Below are 18,829 nucleotides of genomic sequence, written 5' to 3' on the forward strand. Positions count from 1 at the left end.
GGGTTCCTGATATCAGGAGGCGAGCGGATGAGCGCGGACTTCGGCCTGGGCAGCTGGCCGGCGCGGCGAGCACGGATCGACCCCGGCCGCACCGCGTTGACGCAGGCCGGGCGCACCCTCACCTACGCCCAGCTCGCCGACGGCGTCGAGCGGCTGGCCGGGGACCTGACCCGGCGCGGCGTGCGGCCGGGCGACCGGGTCGCCTACCTCGGCGTCAACGACATCAGCGTGTTCGAGACGCTCTTCGCCACCGCCCGCTGCGGCGCGATCTTCGTGCCGCTCAACTATCGGCTCTCCCCCGCCGAGATCCGCTACATGCTCGGCGACAGCGGCGCGTCGGTCCTCGTGCACAGCCCGGACGCCGACGATCTCGTCGCCGCGGCCGGCCCCCACGAGCTCCAGGTCGTGAAGACCGGAGACCTCACCGAAGGACCACCACCCGAACCCGAGGTCGGCCTCGACGACCCCTGCCTGCTGCTCTACACCTCCGGCACCACCGGCCGCCCGAAGGCGGCGGTCCTCACCCACGGCAACCTGACCTGGAACACCGTCAACCAGCTCGCCCACCTGGACGTCCTCGGCACCGACAAGGCCCTCTGCATCGCGCCGCTGTTCCACTGCGTCGGCCTGGGCCAGATCACGCTGCCGACGCTGTTCAAGGGCGGCAGCGTCGAGCCGGTCGCCCGGTTCGACGCCGGGACGATCCTCGCCCGCATCGCCGAAGCCGGGATCACGAGCTTCTCCGCCGTCCCCACGATGCTCGAGATGATGTGCCGCCACGAAACGTGGGCGGCCACCGACCTCGGCTCGCTGACCTGCGTGCTCTACGGCGGCTCACCGGTGGCCGAACGCGTCGCGCGGGCGTGGCTCGACCGCGGCGTCCGGCTGCTGCAGGGCTACGGCATGACCGAGGCCTCCCCCGGCGTCTTCATGGCCACCCACGACGGCACGCTCGACCACCCCGTCGCCGCCGGGGTGCCGCACTTCTTCACCGACGTCGCCGCCGACGGCGTCAGACCGCTGAGCGCCGAGCCCGCCGAGCTGCTCGTCCGGGGCCCGCACGTCTTCACCGGCTACTGGAACCGGCCCGAGGAGACGGCGGCGAGCTTCGTCGACGAGCGGTGGTTCCGCACCGGGGACGTCGTCCGCGTCGAGGACGACGGCTGGGCCCACATCGTCGACCGGGTCAAGGACCTGATCATCTCCGGCGGCGAGAACGTCTACCCCGCCGAGATCGAGGCGATCGCCGTCCAGCTCGACGCCGTCGACGCGTGCGCCGTGGTCGGCGTGCCGGACGAGCGCTGGGGCGAGGTCGGCGCGGCCTACGTCGTGGCCCGCGACGGCGCGGAGCCGGACGAAGCCGCGTTCCGCGCGCACCTGGAACAGCACCTGGCGCGCTACAAGGTGCCGAAGTACGTCCGGTTCGTCGACGCGCTGCCGCGCAACGCCACCGGCAAGATCCGCCGCGTCGAGCTGCGCAAGCAAGCCGCCCAAACCTACGGAGCCCGATGATCGGCACACTGGACCTCGAACTGCACGACTACGTCGCCGTGCTGCGGCTGTCGCGGCCGAAGAAGCGCAATGCGCTCGACGACGCCACCGTCCTGGGCCTCGAGACGTTCTTCGGCAACCCGCCGGCTGGGGTGAAAGCCGTCGTGCTCGACGCCGAGGGCGACCACTTCTCCGCCGGGCTCGACCTGTCGGAACTCACCGAGCGGGACGCGTTCGAGGGCCTGCAGCACTCGATGATGTGGCACCGCGCGTTCGAGCGGATCGAACGCGGGCGCGTGCCGGTCGTCGCGGTGCTCAAGGGCGCGGTCATCGGCGGCGGCCTCGAACTCGCGTCGGCCACGCACATCCGGGTCGCCGAGCCGACGGCGTTCTACGCGCTGCCGGAGGGCCAGCGCGGGCTGTTCGTCGGTGGTGGCGGTTCGGTGCGAGTGCCGCGGCTGATCGGCGCCCACCGGATGACCGATTTGATGCTCACCGGCCGCGTCCTCGACGCCGGCGAGGGCCACGCCGCCGGGCTGTCGCACTACCTCGTCGGGCCGGGTGAGGGCCTGGAGCACGCGCTCGGCCTGGCCCGCAAGATCGCCGCGACGTCGCCGATCACGACGTTCGCGGTGCTGCAGGCGCTGCCGCGCATCGCCGAGGCCAACCCGGCCGAGGGGTACCTGCTGGAGGCGCTGATGGCGGCCGTCGCCAGCGGCAGCACCGAGGCCCAGGACCGGATGCGGGCGTTCCTGGACAAGCGTGCGGCGAAGGTCGCCCGGTGACGCCCCTGCGGCCCGTCGCCGACGACGTCCGCGACACCACGGAAATCGGCCGTTACCTCGGCTGGCTGAGCACCCGGCGCGGCCTCGACTTCGACGGCTACGCGAGCCTGCACCGCTGGTCGGTGACCGATCTCGACGGCTTCTGGTCGTCGATCCGCGACTACTTCGGGGTCCGCTTCCACACGCCCGAGACCGCGGTCGTCCCCGACCCGCGGATGCCGGGCACCGAATGGTTTCCGGGCGCCACGCTCAACTACGCCGAACACGCACTCGGCCACCGGCCGGACGACGAGGTCGCGGTGATCGCCTATTCGCAGACCCGCGAGCGCGTCGAGCTGACCTGGGCGCAGCTTCGCGACCAAGTCTCGAAAGCCCGCGCCGGTCTCAGGCGGCTGGGAGTCGGACGCGGCGACCGCGTTGTCGCCTACCTGCCCAACATTCCCGAGACCGTCGTCGCGTACCTCGCCACGGCCAGCCTCGGCGCCGTCTGGGCGTCGTGCGCGCCGGAATTCGGGGCCCGCGCGGTGATCGACCGGTTCGGGCAGGTCGAGCCGAAGGTGCTGCTGACCGTCTCGGGGTACCGGTACGGCACCAAGGACGTCGATCGCGGTAGTGAAGTCGCGGAGATCGTGGCCGGGCTGCCGACCCTCGAGCACGTCGTCCACGTCGCGTACGGCGACGACGCCAGTGGCTGGACCGAGCTGCTCGGCAACCCGGGTGAGCCGGGCTTCGAGCCGGTCGGGTTCGCGCACCCGCTGTGCGTCCTGTTTTCTTCCGGTACCACGGGAAAACCGAAGCCGATCGTGCACGGCCACGGCGGGCTGCTGCTGGAGCACCTCAAGAACCACGGCCTCAGCTGGGACCTGCGCCCCGGCGACCGGATGCTGTGGTTCTCCACCACCGCCTGGATGATGTGGAACGCGCTCCTGTCGGGGCTGCTGACCGGCGCGTCCATCGTCCTGGTCGACGGCAACCCGCTGCACCCGGACCTCGCCTGGCAGTGGCGGCTCGCCGCGGAAACCCGCGCGACGCTGATGGGCGCCAGCCCGGGTTTCCTGATGGCGTGCCGGAAAGCGGGTCTCGACCCGGCGGCGGACCTCGATCTGTCGGCGTTGCGCCAGATCGGCTCGGCGGGCAGCCCGCTGCCCGCCGAGGGCTACCGGTGGGTGGCCGAGCGGTTCCCCGGCGTCCTGCTCAACGTCGGCAGCGGCGGCACCGACGTCTGCAGCGGGATCGTCCAGGGCAGTCCCCTGCAACCGGTGCGGGCCGGGGAGATCTCGGGGCCCTGTCTCGGCGTCGACGCGAAGGCGTTCGACTCCCGCGGCGAGCCGGTCGTCGGCGAGCTGGGTGAGCTGGTGATCACCGCGCCGATGCCGTCGATGCCGGTGGGGTTCTGGGGCGACCGGCCGGTCACCGACCCGGATTCTCGTTACCGCGCAACGTACTTCGCCGACTACCCCGGCGTCTGGCGGCACGGCGACTGGGTGCGGTTCTCGCCGGACGGCGGCTGCGTCATCGCCGGCCGCTCGGACGCCACCCTCAACCGCGGCGGCGTCCGGCTGGGCACGGCCGAGTTCTACACGGTCGTCGAGGAGCTGCCGGAGGTCGACGACTCCCTCGTGGTGCACCTGGAGGACCCGGCGGGCGGCAACGGCGACCTGCGGCTCTACGTCGTGCTGCACGACGGCGCTCTGGACGACGACCTGCGCCACCGCATCAAGAGCGTCTTGAAGAGCGCGCTGTCGCCGCGGCACGTGCCGGACGAGATCACCGCCGTCCCGGTGATCCCCCGCAACCGCACCGGGAAGAAACTGGAGCTGCCCGTGAAGAAAATCCTCCTCGGCGCTCGCCCCGAAGACGTCGTCGGCCGCGACGTCCTGGCCGATCCGACGGCCCTCGACCCCTTCCAGGCGCGCGCATGAGCACCGTCGCGGTCGTCGGCACCGGCGTGATCGGCGCGAGCTGGACCGCGCTCTTCCTCGCGAACGGCCTCGACGTCGTGGCCACCGATCCGGCCCCGGGCGCCGAAGAACGGTTGCGCGGCGCTCTCGAAGGCACACCGACCGATCGCCTGCGGTTCGTCGCCGACGCCGGTGAAGCGGCCGCCCACGCGGACTTCGTGCAGGAGAACGGCCCGGAGCGCGAGGACGTCAAGCACGCGCTGTTCGCCGTCCTCGACGAGGCCGCGCGGCCGGAAGTCGTCCTGGCGAGCAGCTCGTCCGGGCTGCTGCCCAGCGTCATCGCCCGCGGCTGCCCGCGCCACCCCGAGCGGGTCGTGATCGGGCACCCGTTCAACCCGCCGCACCTGATCCCGCTCGTCGAGGTCGTGCCCGGCCGCGACACCGCGCCCGAGGTCGTCGACCGGGCGGTGGCGTTCTACACCTCGGTCGGCAAACGCCCGATCCGGCTGTCGCGGGAGGTCCCCGGCCACATCGCGAACCGGCTCCAGGCCGCGCTGTGGCAGGAGGCGTATTCGCTGGTCGAACGCGGGGTCGCGACGGTCGCCGACATCGACACGGCCATCGCGTACGGGCCCGGGCTGCGCTGGGCGGTGCTCGGCCCGTTCGTCAACCAGCACCTCTCCGGCGGCCCCGGCGGGCTGGCGCACGTCCTGCGGCACCTCGGCCCGCCGACCGAGGAGTGGTGGCGTGACCTCGGCCAGGTGCACCTGACGCCGGAGCTCGCCGAGACGCTCGTCGCCGGGGTCGACGCCGAACTCGCCGAAACCGGCCAAGCCCGCCTCGTCGCCGCCCGCGACGCCGTCCTCGCCCAGCTGCTGGCCGCCAAGGCCGCGCAGCCCGACCTGCCCTGACGCTCGGGAGAACCTCGTGGACCTTTCCGCACTGACCGCCATCGACGTCCACACCCACGTCGAGCAGGACGGCCACGGCTGTTTCGCGCTGGACCAGGAGCTGCTCGACGCGTCGGCGAAGTACTTCCGCGCCGACCAGGACCGGACGCCGACGGTGACCGCGATCGCCGAGCACTACCGCGCGCGAAACATGGCCGCGGTCGTGTTCACCGTCGAGGCGCCGGCCGCGACCGGGCACCCCGCGCTGTCGAGCGAGGAGATCGCCGACGCGGCCGCCGCGCACCCGGACGTCCTCATCCCGTTCGGCTCGGTCGACCCGCACTCGGGCAAGGCCGCCGTGCACCGGGCGCGCCGGCTCGTCGCCGAGCACGGCGTCCGCGGCTTCAAGTTCCACCCGAGCCTGCAGGGCTTCGAGCCGAACGACCCGCGCTTCTACCCGCTGTACGAGGCGATCGGCGAGCTCGGCGTCCCGGCGCTGTTCCACACCGGCCAGACCGGGATCGGCGCGGGCCTGCCCGGCGGGCGCGGCATCAAGCTGCGCTACTCGAACCCGATGCTGCTCGACGACGTCGCGGCGGACTTCCCGCACCTGACGATCATCCTGGCCCACCCGTCGGTGCCGTGGCAGGACGAGGCGATCTCGGTGGCGACGCACAAGGCGAACGTCTACATCGACCTGTCCGGCTGGTCCCCCAAGTACTTCCCGCCCCAGCTGGTCCGCGCGGCGAACACCCTGCTGAAGCGCAAGGTCCTGTTCGGCTCGGACTTCCCGGTCATCACCCCGGACCGCTGGCTGGCGGACTTCGCCGAGCTGGACATCAAGGACGAGGTCCGGCCCCTGATCCTGAAGGACAACGCGATCCGGATGCTCGGCCTGTCCTGAGCCACGCTCAGGCGGAGAGCGCCATCGAGCTGCAGGGCTCGGAGTAGGTCCACGCAGTAACCCAGAACGACCTTTGTTCGACAACACAACGCAGACACTCGGTTCGACATGCAAAGCTTAAGCTGTTTGAAAGCATCTCAACCAGGACATACTAGATAAATACGTAAATTTTGGGTGCGCAGCCCAGTGGGCACCCCGAACCCAAGGCAGCCCTCACAAGCAGTCGCTACCACACCAACCATCCGTGTTTGAAATTAATTTTGCACGACTGAGCCAAAGCGAGAAGTAGGCAACCTTCTTAATTGCATTGCGAAGGAAGTGCCGACATTGAAGTCCGCGGGTTTTGCAACCAATTAAACAGGCAAAAATCTCAGGACCGCCGAATTATCTTCAAACGAAAGCCGCGCTCCGTCGAGATGCTAAGAGTTTTATCGACAGGCGCTCCAGCCGGATAATCGATACCGGGATAAATAATAATGAATGCTCTCTCAAGTTGTTGGCGCCACAACCAGAGGGAGCGTTAACAGATACGTCCACCCATCAAAACGGCAAGTGGGGCCACAGCAAGCACGATATCGATAACTTCGAATGGCTTTAGGCTCGATACCTGCACACTTGGCAAGATGCTTGCGAGAGGTGTTCAACCAGATTGAACACCTAAGGAAGATTGTCAATAAATTGACCAGTTTCTGCCCCATTCAGATAACTCTACGGTCTCGTTGAAGCACCGATCGAGTGATCGTACCCTCGAGCCATGGACCAAACGACCAAGTGTTGATATCGATCCAAGATGACCGAAGACCTCATAGAATCTGGCGATCCCACCACCTTATCGCCAACACGAAAGATGAGTCTGTATCGGATGTACCCATCGGATTCTCTCCTAGAACTTGCGGCACCGAAGATACTCGAAGATACTCATGAAACGTTCACCCGCCGTGAAGTTCGGGTCGGGCCAAATTCAGGATTGCTCATTTCCGGTGAGTCTCCAGCGGACGCAGTGGACTGGGTGCCAGCCATCAAATCGTTGACCGGAGTCGATCTCGGATTCACCAGCACGACCGCATCCGCGGCTATATTCTTGCGAATCGATGACGTCAACTACGCCCTGACGTTTGGCCACGGATGGCGATACTTGCGGGATAGCAAGCTAGACCGCGAGTTTGGACTCGACGTAGCAGTTCGACTACTGGACCCCGATGAGATCCGTCGCATCACGCGATGGGCACTCAGCGCCAAGGCGAGGGTTGACCAGAACATGGTCCCTGGCGGCCAGGGCCTGTGGGCATTCGGCCTGCGGGAGCATGCGGAACTGGTGCGCAAGCTGAGCGGCAAAGTCCATGGTGACGTGACGGTGGACCTGTCATACGTCCGGCGGCGTGGCACCTACCGCAACTTCCGGCTCAGCCTGGAGTGTGGCGACGGCGTCCAGCTTCCGCTGGGCATCCAGGGGGAATCCCTGACCTCGGACTTGCGGGAGCTGACCCAGGTTGTCGCTCAAATGAAGGTGCGGGACCGACTGGAGCCCTTGCAGTGGGTGCGCCGACTTGCCCCCGGCCACGACCTGCACGACATACTCGACTCGACAGCAGCCGACCTGCTGGCACAGCCGGACACAAACCGAGGCGAGGTCGGCATCGCCTACCCAGCGAAATACTATGATGGTCCTGACGTGCAGGTCTATCGAGGGCACGTCGGAAGCACCCAGATCGACACTCACGACCTCGGCATCGACAATCTTCGCTCTGGTCTCCAGGGCCGCTCCCCCGAAGACCAGCTTCGGACTCTGCGTTCCAGCACCATCGACGGTCTCGACGAGAACGGTCACTCACTCGGCGGAAACGTCAGTGCGCTCCACTGGATGGCCGCCGAGATCATCGACCCCGAGTGCCGCTACATCCTCCTCGACGGCGACTGGTACCGATTGGGCGACAAGTACTTGCAACACGTGGACCGGATCGTCGCTGACGCGTTCGCGAATACTCCAACGTGGACACTCCCACTTTGGAACGCAGCACCGCTAAATGCCAAGACCAACTCAGTACATGAACGCGACTACAACACGTACGTCCCAACTGTGGACAACCGATTCCTATGCCTTGACCGCAAGCTGCTCAGGACCAGGGTTCACCCCCTAGGCTTTGAGACTTGTGATCTGCTCGGGCCCGGCAATGTTCTCATCCACGTAAAGAAGGTCAGTAGCGAAACCGGCTCCTCTGTACTCAGCCACCTGTTCGCGCAGGGACTCGTGGCAGCCGAGAGTCTCAGCGACCCAGCAACTTGGACAGAGTTTCTTCAACTGGTCAGAGACAAAGACCCCGCCAGAGCCGATACACTCGGCAGCCGGCCAGATGGACTGGTTTACGCGATCCACCGCTCTGACAAACCGCTCTTACCGGATACCTTGTTCACATTTGCACGGTCGGCCCTGGTCTCGGCCGCAATCTCGCTAGCATCGGCCAACATTCCTCTGCAGATCAGCGTGATCCCATAGATGCGAACCCGAGAATCCCCAGACGACACCTCAAGACTATTCAACAACCGCGCACTATTTGATCGACATGCTCGACCTCAAACGGCCCGCACCCGAACAAAGTCATCTACGGCCTCGCAATCCAGATTCACACCCACAGAACCGAGCGGATATAGGATATGAGATACTCGCTTTTTATCCATATCGATCCGTCTCACGAGACTCAACAAAGGTAATGCTTGGCGCAGCGACGACAAATTTACACACTGTCATACCTACGGCGACCTCGGCCGGCGAATCCACCGCAGCCGTTCCCCCGTCTCACGTAGATTGCGCGCCGGGGCCACCGTGTCTTCCAGCCGCGGGGCCCGCGGCGAGCAGCTCCAGACTACCGTCCGCCGACGTGCTCGACAGCGAGGCATGGGCATCGATCTCGTCGAAGGTGCAGCGCCCGCCCGGCTAGGCAAGATTCACTCATTCGCTAGAACTCTCGTCGGATGGGTAGCCGAGACCCAGAGCCTTGGCCAAGCGGGCTGGCAAGGTCCTTGGTTTGATGTCCGGATTCCTCGGCTCGATCGACGCCACCGGGATCGCGGCATGCGTGTCTGCAGCCGGGCTCGGGATTTACCGTAGGAAAGCTTCCCGACAAGTACCGACTACCGCCCGACGATGACGACACCCCCGACAGCGCAGGACAAGGATGTCTTGGCTGATGCCCCCACGAGTTAACAGCAATCTGGCTGGACGGATACCTGGGCGGCATCATGGCAGACAACGCCGGATCATTGAAGGTCCCGCAGAAGGCGTGCTTCACGGTCGTCGGCACCGCGGCAGCCCGCGACGCGGAAAGCGAGGAGACGATCCTGCGTTTTGGCTAGGCCCGCGGGTCGACGTGGATCTTCGGACCTGGCCCCGCCGGGTGCTCCCCGGCCAGGACCGTGCCGACCTCGTCGAGGCCGACCGTGGCCGCGACCAGGGGCCGGGGGTCCACCGCGCCGCTCGCGTACGCCGTGATCGTGTCCGCCAGGCCCGGGGACGCCGAGAGGATGCCGACCGCCGTCACGTCCTTCAAGACCAGTGAGCGGGAGTCGAGCAGGCTCGGCCGGCCGGCCAGTCCGATGTAGACGACCCGGCCCGCCGGTTCGACCAGGTCCAGGGCCAGCGCGGGCAGCTCGGCCGCGTTGGACGCGTCGACGACCGCGTCGAAGGGCAGGGCCGGGAGGGTGTCGCGGGTCCAGGCGTGCGTGAAGCCGAGGGTGCGGGCGAAGGCGAGGGTGGGCTCGTCGCGGCCCAGCAGGTGTACCTCGGCGCCGGCCGCGCGCAGGAACAGCGCCGTCAGCAGGCCGATCGTCCCCGGTCCCAGCACCAGCGCGCGGTCGCCGGAGCCGACGTCGGCCGCCTGGGCGGCGCGCAGGGCGTTGCCACCCGGTTCGACCAGGGCGCCGAGGACGGGGTCGACGGAGTCGGGCAGCGCGTGCAGCGACCAGGCCGGGACGGCGATCCGCTCGGCCAGCGCGCCGGCCCGCCCGCCGCGGATGCCGACCTCCTCGCGGTGCGCGCAGGTGTGCTGGTGGCCCTTGCGGCAGCGGCGGCAGGTCCGGTCGCCGAGCATGGTGTCGCCCATGACGCGGCGCCCGAGCCACGCCGGGTCGACGCCGTCGCCGAGCGCCGAGACGGTGCCCGACCACTCGTGACCCAGCCGCATCGGGTACGCCGAATGGCCCTGGTGCAGGTACGCCATCTCGCCGGTGAAGAACTCGACGTCCGTGCCGCAGACCCCGGCCCGTTCGACGTCGACGACGACCTCGCCGGGGACGGCCCCGGGCACGGGTACGGCACGCACGGAGAACTCCCGCGGGCCGGTGAGCACGAAGGCCCGCATGGTGGTGATCACCCGGGCAGTCTCACCCGGGTGCGGGCCGGCGCGCCAGCCGGATCAGCCGGGGATCTCCGTCGCGCGCTCCCAGCCCGCCGGCAGCGGGCTGACGTTGAGCGCGTGGTCGAGCCCGCTGTCCGCGAGAGCCCGGCGCACGACCCGGTTGTCGCCCGGGACGACGCGCAGCGTGGTGACCTCCCGCTGCGTCCGGTCGTGGATGTCGACCAGCGCCGCCAGCCCGGCCGCGTCCAGGAGGTCGACCTCCGAGAGGTCGAGCACCAGGACGGGGAACTTGCGGTGGGCCCAGGTGGCCAGGACGGCCTCGAGCTGGGATGCGCTCTCTTCGTCGAGGGCGCCCCGGATCCGGACCATGACGGCACCGAAGTAGGGGCGGATCACCTTGATGTCGAACGCACTTCGGCCCGCGCGGGTGACGGGGATCGCCGTCGCGGGGTGCTGCACTACCAACATCGGCAGACGCCTTCGTTCACAGATCGAGTGCCGGGCGGGATTCCCGCTCGGACGCACACCGGAATGGGGGGAACGGCTGTTGCCTGAACCGTACCCTCGCAGCGTAGCCCTCCGCCCTCCTGTCGCAACCCCGCCCATCGGGCGAGCCTCGCTCCGCCGCCTGTCCCATGAAGGAGGGGTACCCACGCCGATCGCCACGGCCGGGTGAAGTGTCCGAATGGACGCGAAAACCCGCCCCCGCTCGGCGAAGGCTGGGGGGAGACCTGCGAGCGGAAGCGGGAGACGGAGCGCCTCGCGGTGAGTGGCGCGACACTGGTTACAACGCTCGGCCTGCGGAAATGTTCCCCACGTGACGCACGTCGCCGACACGGCTTACGCGACGTTTCGGCCTGGCTACGCCGGGTATCACGACAGCGTCTTTAAGGAGGCCGCCATCGCTACCGCCGTGCTCTTCGACGTCGACGGCACGCTCGTCGACTCCAACTACCTGCACGTGCACGCCTGGCAACGGGCGTTCCGCGAGCTGGACCGGCAGGTCGATTCCTGGCGCGTCCACCGCGCGATCGGCAAGGGGTCCGGCAAGCTGCTCGCCGAGCTGCTCGGGAAGGACGACGCCGAGGAGATCGGCGACCGGCTCGAAGACCTCCACAGCCGCTTCTACCTCGAGACGGCCGGGATGCTGCGTCCCTTCGACCAGGCCGCCGCGCTGATCCGCGTCATCGCCGGGCACGGGGTGCGCGTCCTCCTGGCGACGTCGGCCGGGCCCGACGAGCTGGACGTCATGCGGAAGATCCTCGACGTCGACGACGTCGTCACCGCCATCGTCTCGGGCGAGGACGTGGAGGCCACCAAGCCCGACCCGGAACCGGTGTACGCCGCGCTGGAGCGCGCGGGCACCGAGCCGGAGAAGACGATCTTCGTCGGCGATTCGGTCTGGGATGTCCACGCCGCCACCAAGGCCGGCGTCCGCACGGTCGCGGTGCTCTCCGGCGGCGTCAGCGCGGCGGAGCTGACCGAGGCCGGCGCGGTGCGAACCTATGACGACCCGGCGGCGCTGCTCGACGCCCTCGACCACAGCCCGCTGGCGGAGCTGTTCACCTGACCGCGCGGGCCTGCGCCACCCAGCGGCCGTTGAGCCGGTGGACCTCGACGTCGCGCTCGTAGCACGCCGACAGCCCGTCGTTCGTGAGGACTTCGTCGATCGGCCCGGCCGCCGTCACGGCTCCGCGGCGCACCAGCAGCGCGTGCGTCGCGGTCGCCGGGACCTCCTCCAGGTGGTGCGTCACGGTGACCGTGGCCAGTTCCGGCTGGGCCCGCGTCAGGTTCTCCAGCGCCAGCAGCAGGTCCTCGCGTCCGGGCATGTCCAGGCCGGCGAACGGCTCGTCCAGCAGGAGCAGCAGCGGGTCGGCCATCAGCGCCCGGGCGAGCCGGACGCGGGCGCGTTCGCCCTGCGAACACACCCGCACCGGCCGGTCGCCGAGGTCGGCGCACCCGACCAGCTCCAGCAGCTTCGCCGCGCGGTCGCGGATCGTGTCGTCGTAGCGTTCCCACAGCGGCAGCACGCTGCCGCTGTACCCGGTCAGCACCACGGTGTGCGCGTGGTGGTTCTCGGCGTCGGGCAGCCGCTGGTTCGCGCCGACGAACCCGATGTGCGTCCGGACGTCCCGCAGGTCGACCGCGCCCATCCGGTGCCCCAGCACGACCGCCGTGCCCGCGCTGGGGAACCGCTGGGTCGAGGCCACCGACAGGATCGTCGACTTGCCGGCGCCGTTGCGGCCCAGGACCACCCAGCGCTGGCCGTAGTCGACCCGCCAGTCGACGCCCGCCACCAGCGACGTCCGCCCGACGTGCACCTCCACGCCGGTGAGCTCGATCGTGCAAGTGCGTCTCTCAGGCCGTCGGCTGCGCCGGTACCGAACTGCTCACGCTTGGATGCCGGCAAAGCGTGCCCACCTGTGGATCTTTCGACGAGTAGCCCAGCAGGGAGCGCGGCTGGGTATCGTCGCCAACACGGTTCGGCCGCCCGCGCGGCCGGCACCCGCTCGACGGCGGCGAGCACTTAAGAGCCGGTCCGGGGTCTGCAGACGACCAGCGCTCGAGGTCACCCGGAATAGCGATTGCCTGCGAGCCTCCGCCCACCGGCGTCCACCCGGCGGCCCGGCGGTCCAGCTGGCATCACCAAGGCAGACACAGGCTCACCGCGATCGCAACCGCCACGCGGCGACTTTCGGCGGTTGACCCGCCGATACGAACATGACCGTCCCACACGAGTAATCCGTCCTCTTGCCGGGCTCGAGCGCAAGAACCGCTTCCGCAACGTCTGTTCACGATGAATGAGTCGGCGAAACCCAGATGAAGCAGCCGCGTGCGGGTATGAGTGGCCTGTGGCGGCGCCGGGTACCGGCTGCGCTCCAGCGCACGAAGCGCTTTGCAAGGGCCTTCGACCGTGTCCCAGCCATTGCCCACTGACCCAGACCCGAGGTTCTCGATGCGCGCGATGGACAACGTGCGCACCGCACGAAGCATCTTCAAGAAGAACCGGTGCCCGTTACGACGCCGAGGCCGGTGATGTCGCACCCCCAGCAAGCGCCTGGCTGGACCGTGATGCGACGCCGCGCCAGGTTCGCCTACCCGGTCATCTACCGCAACGTCGAGCCGGCCTGAGGTCAAGGCCGCGTTCGCCGCACAAAGACAGTTCCTCCGCGCTGCTGAATCGCCACCTTCCGGATAAGAGGTTTCACGTTGAAGGCGACGACCTCAGGACTCCTGGCCGGTTTCCCGGAATCGGTGGCCGAGTTCGAATGCTCCACGTGCGCGCAGACGAACCAAAGATATCCATCACATTCGATGAAAGTCCACCAAATCCAGTGACGACTTAACCTTTCATTAACGTTGAAGTCAATCGCCCACGGTGTCGCCGGACAAGCCGGCGCGCAACAGCTCCGTCAGTTGTTCCGGCGAACGTACCCGGTCTGCGCTGATCCCGATCCGTGATCCGTCAGGTCGTTCCACCGCGATACGGATGTCGGTCCGGCGTGGACGGCGCAGCCACGCGGAAATCGAGCCGCCAACACGGTGAGTGCCCCGCCTATCCGACCGCCACGGTCAGGACGTTGACGACGGTACCCCTTTCATCGAGTCAACGGATGTCCCGTCGACTTGGCCGAAGTCGATTCCGCCGCGATGCTCGTCGTCACGACGCAACCAGCCGGCCAGTTCGGCCGTCGTCTGCGCTCCGTCCGGGGATTGGTCGGCGCCGGCGGTCCCCGTCGCGAAGCCGTGCGACGACGTCGACAGCTTGCGCCCGCGGGGCGCCCGGCCGGATGCCGCCGGGCAGCATAAGGGCCTCGATCGCGCAGCGCGGCTACCTGCTGGCAAGTGTCGATCAGAACACCTCGCTCTTCGGCTACCGGAACCAGGCCTCCGGCACGCTCGCGGGGTTCGACATCGACCTCGCCCACGAAGTCGCGCAGGCCATCTCCGGCGATCCGGACAAGGTCACATTCCGCGCGGTGCCGCCCGCCCGCCGGATCGAGGTCCTGAGGACCAAAGAGATGGACCTCGTCGGCGAACTGATGACGATCACCTGCGACCGCCTGTCAAAGGTCCTTTTCTCGATGGACTACTTCGACTCGAGACCACGCGTTCTGGTGGACAAGGACAATCGGGCGACCAGCCTCGAAGAGCTGCGCGGCCGCAAAGTCTGCTCCCCCAGCGGCGGCACCGGGATCGCGTTCCTGCGGGAGTTCCCGGCGAAGCCGATCCCGGCCACCGACTGGCTCGACTGCCTGGCCAAGCTCCAGCAGCACGAGGGGTACGCGATCGCCGGCAGCGACGCGATCCTGATCGGCCTTGCCCGGCAGGACCCGGCATCCAGGTGATCGGTGACCGTCGCACCATCGAGCCCTACGGCATCGCCGTCTCGCTGGCCACCCGGACCTCATCTGGTTTGTCAACGGAGTGCTCGAGCAGCTGTACACGGATGGCCACCGGAAAGCGTCATAGGAAAGGTGGGTCTTCCTTTCTTTCTCTCTCCCCCTCCTGGGGGGGGAGAGAGAAAGAAAGCTTGTGGTAGTTCGCTGGAAGCCGGTCCGGGTGTCCCCCGCGGTCTCAGCTGGCGCCCAAGTGGGCCGGGTGGTGAGTGGACCGAACTCGTCGAAGGCGAACGCCGGTCCGGGAGCCTGCCGGTTGACGCGCTCGATCCGGGCCGGCTTCGCGTCCCGATCCGGGTCATCGGACTCCTTCCAAGTCTTCGCACGCTGGAAGACAATCTTGTGTTTGAGCGGAACTGCCGTAGCTGTTCCCGTCCGGACTGCACCACCCGCCGCGGGTTCTTGGCCAGGTAGGCGCCGATTTGCACAGACTCCAGCGGGTGACGGGCTGCTCGAGTGCTTCGAGTCGAGTGGTGGCCGTCGCGACAATGAAGGCTTAGTCTTCAGGGTCGATCAGGCGGGGGCGGCCACCCGCCCACCGAGGGGCCAGGCTGGCAAGCCTGTCGCGTTGAACCGGTGGATCACGCTGCGGATCACGTCTTCATCGCCCTCCACCAGGCGGGCGATCGCCGGTACTGTACCCCCGCTTGCCGACGCGAGCACCGCCATCGCCCGCAGCAGCGATGTTGCTGAGCAGGTCCTCTTCGCGCGATCCGCCGCAGCCGCCGCCCCTCATAATCGGTCAGCCTGTTCACCCGGACTAGATCTGCCATCCACCCAACCAGGCCGGAAAGCGGATCACCGGCCAGGAACGCTGACCGGCGTGTCACCGAACCGGCCTACGTTCTTGGACAGAGCACCAGGCTGTCCCGATCATCGCCGATGGAGCCGCGCCTCGGCTCGCGAGTACGCGTTCCGAACTGACGCTGACCACGCTGATGATGGTGGTCGGAACGGCCCGCTCCAAGCCTCACACGAGCATGCCCGCAAGGCCAGGAGGTAAAGCGTGCCGGTCACGGACGTCGGCTGCCCATCGAGTTCCACCGGGATCAGCTCGGGCATTCCCTGGACGTCGATGTCCGCCCGGCCAAGGACGTCCGCGTCGTCCGGCTGGTCGCGGCTATTCCGCCGAGCCAAAGATATCTTCGAGCTGATAGCTGGCCCTCAATGAGGCTAGTAATGCCAGCCGGGAAATATCACTAATCGGCAAATCACGCCCATTCCCATTGACCCCGGCAAACGAGCGCGACCGCAGCAAAGCACCACACGCTTGCGGGTCAAATGCGATAGCTTCCAGCTGCTCATTCTCGCCACGTTTGAAATATCGCATTATATCACCTGCCGTCACTTCAGGAATACGCGCCAAAACAATGAGGTTCGCCAGCATTTCGTCCCATTCGGTCGCCAGTGCGACGAGGCGAAACTGCGCGGATTCGGAAATGTTTCGGGGAAGGTTGAGTTCATCTCTCTCGGACAAGCACCGGCGCGCCGTCAGGAGCGGATGTGGCACGCCGGCGGAGCTAGCGTCCTGTTCCCAGTCCATGCTCTCGCCGACCGTGATCATCCAGGTCAACGGCTCGGTGGCGACGTGGCTCCCCCGTCGGGTGAGCAGCACCTTCTGATCGGCTTCCGATACGACGACCACATGGACGTCCAGGCGCCGCGGCAGTTCCATGAGGTTGATCTGTCCATCGAGTACCGCACCCTGGATGCGGCCAATCGAGCGCCTCGTGGCTTCCGACGTCCAGTAGTCCGACCGGGCGAGGTCGAACGTGACAATGTCCCCCTGATCGATAATCGGCGCGTGCCAATCCACAAGATGCGCCTTCGGCCGATTTGGGGTCGGCGGCACACTTGCCTTCTTCTCCGCACGGACAAAGTCCGGATGCGAGCCGACATCCTCCAGGACACCAACGTCTTTGACAACGACGTTGACCAGATCGACACCGTCGTAACCACAGATCGCCGAGTCGAGCACAATCGATCCCGCGACCAGTTCTGCGCCAAGATTGCGCGCATCCGTCCCGACACGATTATCCAGCTTGAAAGCGCCAAGTTGAACTTGAGAGATATCAGACTCCGACATGGTGTCCGTCGACACAGCATGCGCCTCGGTCAAGTTTGTTGATCCTTGTTGTTTCACCGGGCGCCGAACGCGCCTCGATTCCGTAATATTTGGATTATTCTCGACACCCGCCCGAGCAGCAAGCTGTCGCCGAATTTCTTCAATTTGCCGCCGAAGTTCTGGTATTTCGTTTTCGATCGAATCTCGCTCATCTGGGTGCGCACGCAGGAAATCCCGGTTCGCATCAACCAAACGAAACTCCAGCTCTCGAAGTAGTCCTTCCGGCGTGGCGATCCAGGTCAAATGCCTGCGCAACCGAGCCAATCCCGTTGCGAAATCGCTGAAATCGATGTACTGGCGGCTTCCGAGTCGGAATGGCATCTCCGTTCCAGGATGGAGGCGTAGCGGAATAATCGGTTTCTTGTACCGGAGCGCCCGGCTCCACTCTTGCTTGCACCCTGAATGGGGAGCTACACTATCTTCAGTCATCACGAACAGTAACCCTCGGCACACGCGCAACTCTTCGGCGATCTGCTCGTCCCAATCGTGTCCGGGACGCAAATCTCGCTTGTCGAGCCAGACCGGCCACGACGGCGGCCCGGCGTCAAGCGAATCCGCCAGCCGGACGGCGAACTCCGCACTGTCAGCCGTCGAGTAACTAATGAAGAACCGCCCGGTCGCCACATCCGCCCCTCTCGCCGTGTCGCCGCTCGCCGGCCGTCCGGATACGCCGCGCGGACGTCACGTGCCGGGGCGCCCGCTCGGCTACTGTACGCGACGACATGATCGTCGCGCCCGCCGAGTGAGGTCTGGCAGGCTACCCTTGATGCTCACCAGGCAAACAACGAGACGGGGTGCGCCATGGTCGAACCATCCAATGCGCCGTTCGGGCGACTTGAGATGGCAGCCGTGCAGGACGTTCTGAATTCAGGGCGGCTATGGCGCGGCAACGGACCCGGCTGGGGAAGTGAGCAGGATTCGATCGCGACCATCGCGGCAGAGCGCCTGGAAGACGCCATTGCTCAGCGGCTCGGTATTCCTTACGTACATGTGGTCAACTCGGGAACATCCGCAAACGAGGCAGCCATAGCGAGCCTGGGTCTCGAACCCGGAAGCGAGGTAATCTGCCCGGCAGTGTCGCCGGTTTTCGTCCCGCTCGCAATCCTTGCCGCAGGCTGCATACCTGTCTTCGCCGACGTGGATCCGGAAACGTTGATCATCGACCCATGTGGGATAGAGGCGGTAGTCAGCGACAATACCAAGGCGTTGATCGTCATACACCTCTGGGGCATGCCAGCACCGATAAAGTCCATCATCGACGTCGCAATGAATTGCGGCCTTTATGTTGTCGAGGACTGCGCCCAGGCATTCGGCACCGTGATCGAGAACCAGCCCGTAGGCACCTTTGGCGACGCCTGCTCCTACAGTTTTCAGCAGTCCAAGCACATCACCAGCGGCGAAGGGGGCTTTTTTGCCTCACACAATGCCGAACGATATGCCCGCGCCGTTCTGTACTCGAACGCCGGAATCCCCAGCTTCCGTTTTGGCGTCTCAAGCACGGGAGCAGCCGCGACCTCGGACACACGCGGACACCTCGGATTCGGGCACAACCACCGCATCAGCGAGCTTCAGGCGGCGGTCGCTCATGCTCAATTGTCACGACTCGACAGCTTCATCCGTAGAAGAGCCGAATTGGTCACCCTTGTCGACGCTGAACTACAAGACAAGGGTAATGATTCCCTGCGAACGCCGCGTCCGGTTCCAGGGCACTTGCCATCGTACTGGCGTTATCCCGTTCTGGTACCACCAGGAAAGGGGACCTTTACTGGCATTTCCTACCTGGAGCCGGTCTTCCAACAGATGAACGATCAACGACGTACCCCCTTCGGCATATCGCTACCGCCACACGTGCGCTATGATCGCGGCACCTGCCCAGCAGCCGAGGGAGGCGTAATGCAGATCCGAGCAGTCCCGATACATCACAGCTTAACAGACAATGAATTGCGCAAAATGCTAAGGGGGCAGTTCGAGGACCTGTGAC

At 66.7% G+C, this 18,829-nt stretch carries 15 protein-coding genes; 9 read left to right on the plus strand and 6 right to left on the minus strand.

The features are described from left to right. Positions 1-27: 27 nt before the first annotated feature. The 6 genes from VA596_RS47710 to VA596_RS47735 all read left to right on the plus strand — a co-directional run bounded on the left by VA596_RS47710 (position 28) and on the right by VA596_RS47735 (position 8,465). Complete coding sequence (locus VA596_RS47710; RefSeq protein ID WP_323337170.1) at positions 28-1,512, plus strand: acyl-CoA synthetase; 1,485 nt, start codon at positions 28-30, stop codon at positions 1,510-1,512. Beyond that, a complete protein-coding gene (locus tag VA596_RS47715; RefSeq protein WP_323337172.1) occupies positions 1,509-2,276 on the plus strand; it encodes a crotonase/enoyl-CoA hydratase family protein in 768 nt (255 codons plus the stop codon). Before VA596_RS47710 ends, VA596_RS47715 begins: the two co-directional genes overlap by 4 nt. After that, the gene (locus VA596_RS47720; RefSeq protein WP_323337173.1) at positions 2,273-4,198 is read left to right on the plus strand and encodes an acetoacetate--CoA ligase; all 1,926 of its coding nucleotides are present in this window, start codon (positions 2,273-2,275) and stop codon (positions 4,196-4,198) included. The genes VA596_RS47715 and VA596_RS47720 overlap by 4 nt, the downstream gene beginning before the upstream one ends. Next, positions 4,195-5,088 (plus strand): 3-hydroxyacyl-CoA dehydrogenase NAD-binding domain-containing protein, encoded by an 894-nt coding sequence (locus tag VA596_RS47725; protein WP_323337175.1) that lies wholly within the window; start codon positions 4,195-4,197, stop codon positions 5,086-5,088. The genes VA596_RS47720 and VA596_RS47725 overlap by 4 nt, the downstream gene beginning before the upstream one ends. Positions 5,089-5,104: 16 nt before the next feature. Further along, entirely contained in the window at positions 5,105-5,971 is an 867-nt protein-coding gene (gene couO / locus VA596_RS47730) for a 4-hydroxyphenyl-beta-ketoacyl-CoA hydrolase (RefSeq protein WP_323337177.1), read from the plus strand. Between the two features lie 790 nt (positions 5,972-6,761). Further along, a complete protein-coding gene (locus tag VA596_RS47735; RefSeq protein WP_323337179.1) occupies positions 6,762-8,465 on the plus strand; it encodes a DUF6119 family protein in 1,704 nt (567 codons plus the stop codon). A gap of 853 nt (positions 8,466-9,318) precedes the next feature. Here the strand turns inward: VA596_RS47735 and VA596_RS47740 are convergent. Both VA596_RS47740 and VA596_RS47745 read right to left on the minus strand, forming a co-directional pair. Continuing rightward, complete coding sequence (locus VA596_RS47740; protein ID WP_323337214.1) at positions 9,319-10,326, minus strand: zinc-dependent alcohol dehydrogenase; 1,008 nt, start codon at positions 10,324-10,326, stop codon at positions 9,319-9,321. 54 nt (positions 10,327-10,380) lie between these two features. Further along, positions 10,381-10,791, minus strand: a complete 411-nt coding sequence (locus tag VA596_RS47745; RefSeq protein ID WP_323337181.1) for an STAS domain-containing protein — start codon at positions 10,789-10,791, stop codon at positions 10,381-10,383. 349 nt (positions 10,792-11,140) lie between these two features. On the opposite strand from VA596_RS47745, the gene VA596_RS47750 reads away from it, so the two are divergent. Then, complete coding sequence (locus VA596_RS47750; RefSeq protein ID WP_323337183.1) at positions 11,141-11,893, plus strand: HAD family hydrolase; 753 nt, start codon at positions 11,141-11,143, stop codon at positions 11,891-11,893. On the opposite strand, the gene VA596_RS47755 is transcribed toward VA596_RS47750, so the two are convergent. Beyond that, positions 11,886-12,650, minus strand: coding sequence for an ABC transporter ATP-binding protein (locus tag VA596_RS47755; RefSeq protein ID WP_323337185.1), 765 nt, complete (start codon positions 12,648-12,650; stop codon positions 11,886-11,888). The two genes, VA596_RS47750 and VA596_RS47755, sit on opposite strands and share 8 nt — an antisense overlap. Positions 12,651-13,689: 1,039 nt before the next feature. Then, positions 13,690-13,851: an effector-associated constant component EACC1 gene (locus tag VA596_RS50795; protein WP_410172000.1), complete on the minus strand. Its 162-nt coding sequence runs from the start codon at positions 13,849-13,851 to the stop codon at positions 13,690-13,692. A 263-nt stretch (positions 13,852-14,114) separates the two neighbouring features. Between VA596_RS50795 and VA596_RS47760 the strand changes: the two genes are divergently transcribed. Then, the gene (locus VA596_RS47760) at positions 14,115-14,672 is read left to right on the plus strand and encodes a transporter substrate-binding domain-containing protein (protein ID WP_323337187.1); all 558 of its coding nucleotides are present in this window, start codon (positions 14,115-14,117) and stop codon (positions 14,670-14,672) included. Positions 14,673-15,236: 564 nt separating this feature from the next. Here VA596_RS47760 and VA596_RS50800 read toward each other — a convergent pair. Together VA596_RS50800 and VA596_RS47765 are read right to left on the minus strand one after the other, a co-directional pair. Then, positions 15,237-15,404: a helix-turn-helix domain-containing protein gene (locus VA596_RS50800; protein WP_410172001.1), complete on the minus strand. Its 168-nt coding sequence runs from the start codon at positions 15,402-15,404 to the stop codon at positions 15,237-15,239. 439 nt (positions 15,405-15,843) lie between these two features. After that, the gene (locus VA596_RS47765; RefSeq protein ID WP_323337189.1) at positions 15,844-17,472 is read right to left on the minus strand and encodes a toll/interleukin-1 receptor domain-containing protein; all 1,629 of its coding nucleotides are present in this window, start codon (positions 17,470-17,472) and stop codon (positions 15,844-15,846) included. A gap of 177 nt (positions 17,473-17,649) precedes the next feature. Between VA596_RS47765 and VA596_RS47770 the strand changes: the two genes are divergently transcribed. Then, positions 17,650-18,828 (plus strand): DegT/DnrJ/EryC1/StrS family aminotransferase, encoded by a 1,179-nt coding sequence (locus tag VA596_RS47770; RefSeq protein ID WP_323337191.1) that lies wholly within the window; start codon positions 17,650-17,652, stop codon positions 18,826-18,828. Position 18,829 lies beyond the last annotated feature (1 nt).

It is taken from the genome of Amycolatopsis heterodermiae (genome assembly GCF_034929455.1).
Lineage (GTDB): Bacteria > Actinomycetota > Actinomycetes > Mycobacteriales > Pseudonocardiaceae > Amycolatopsis > Amycolatopsis heterodermiae.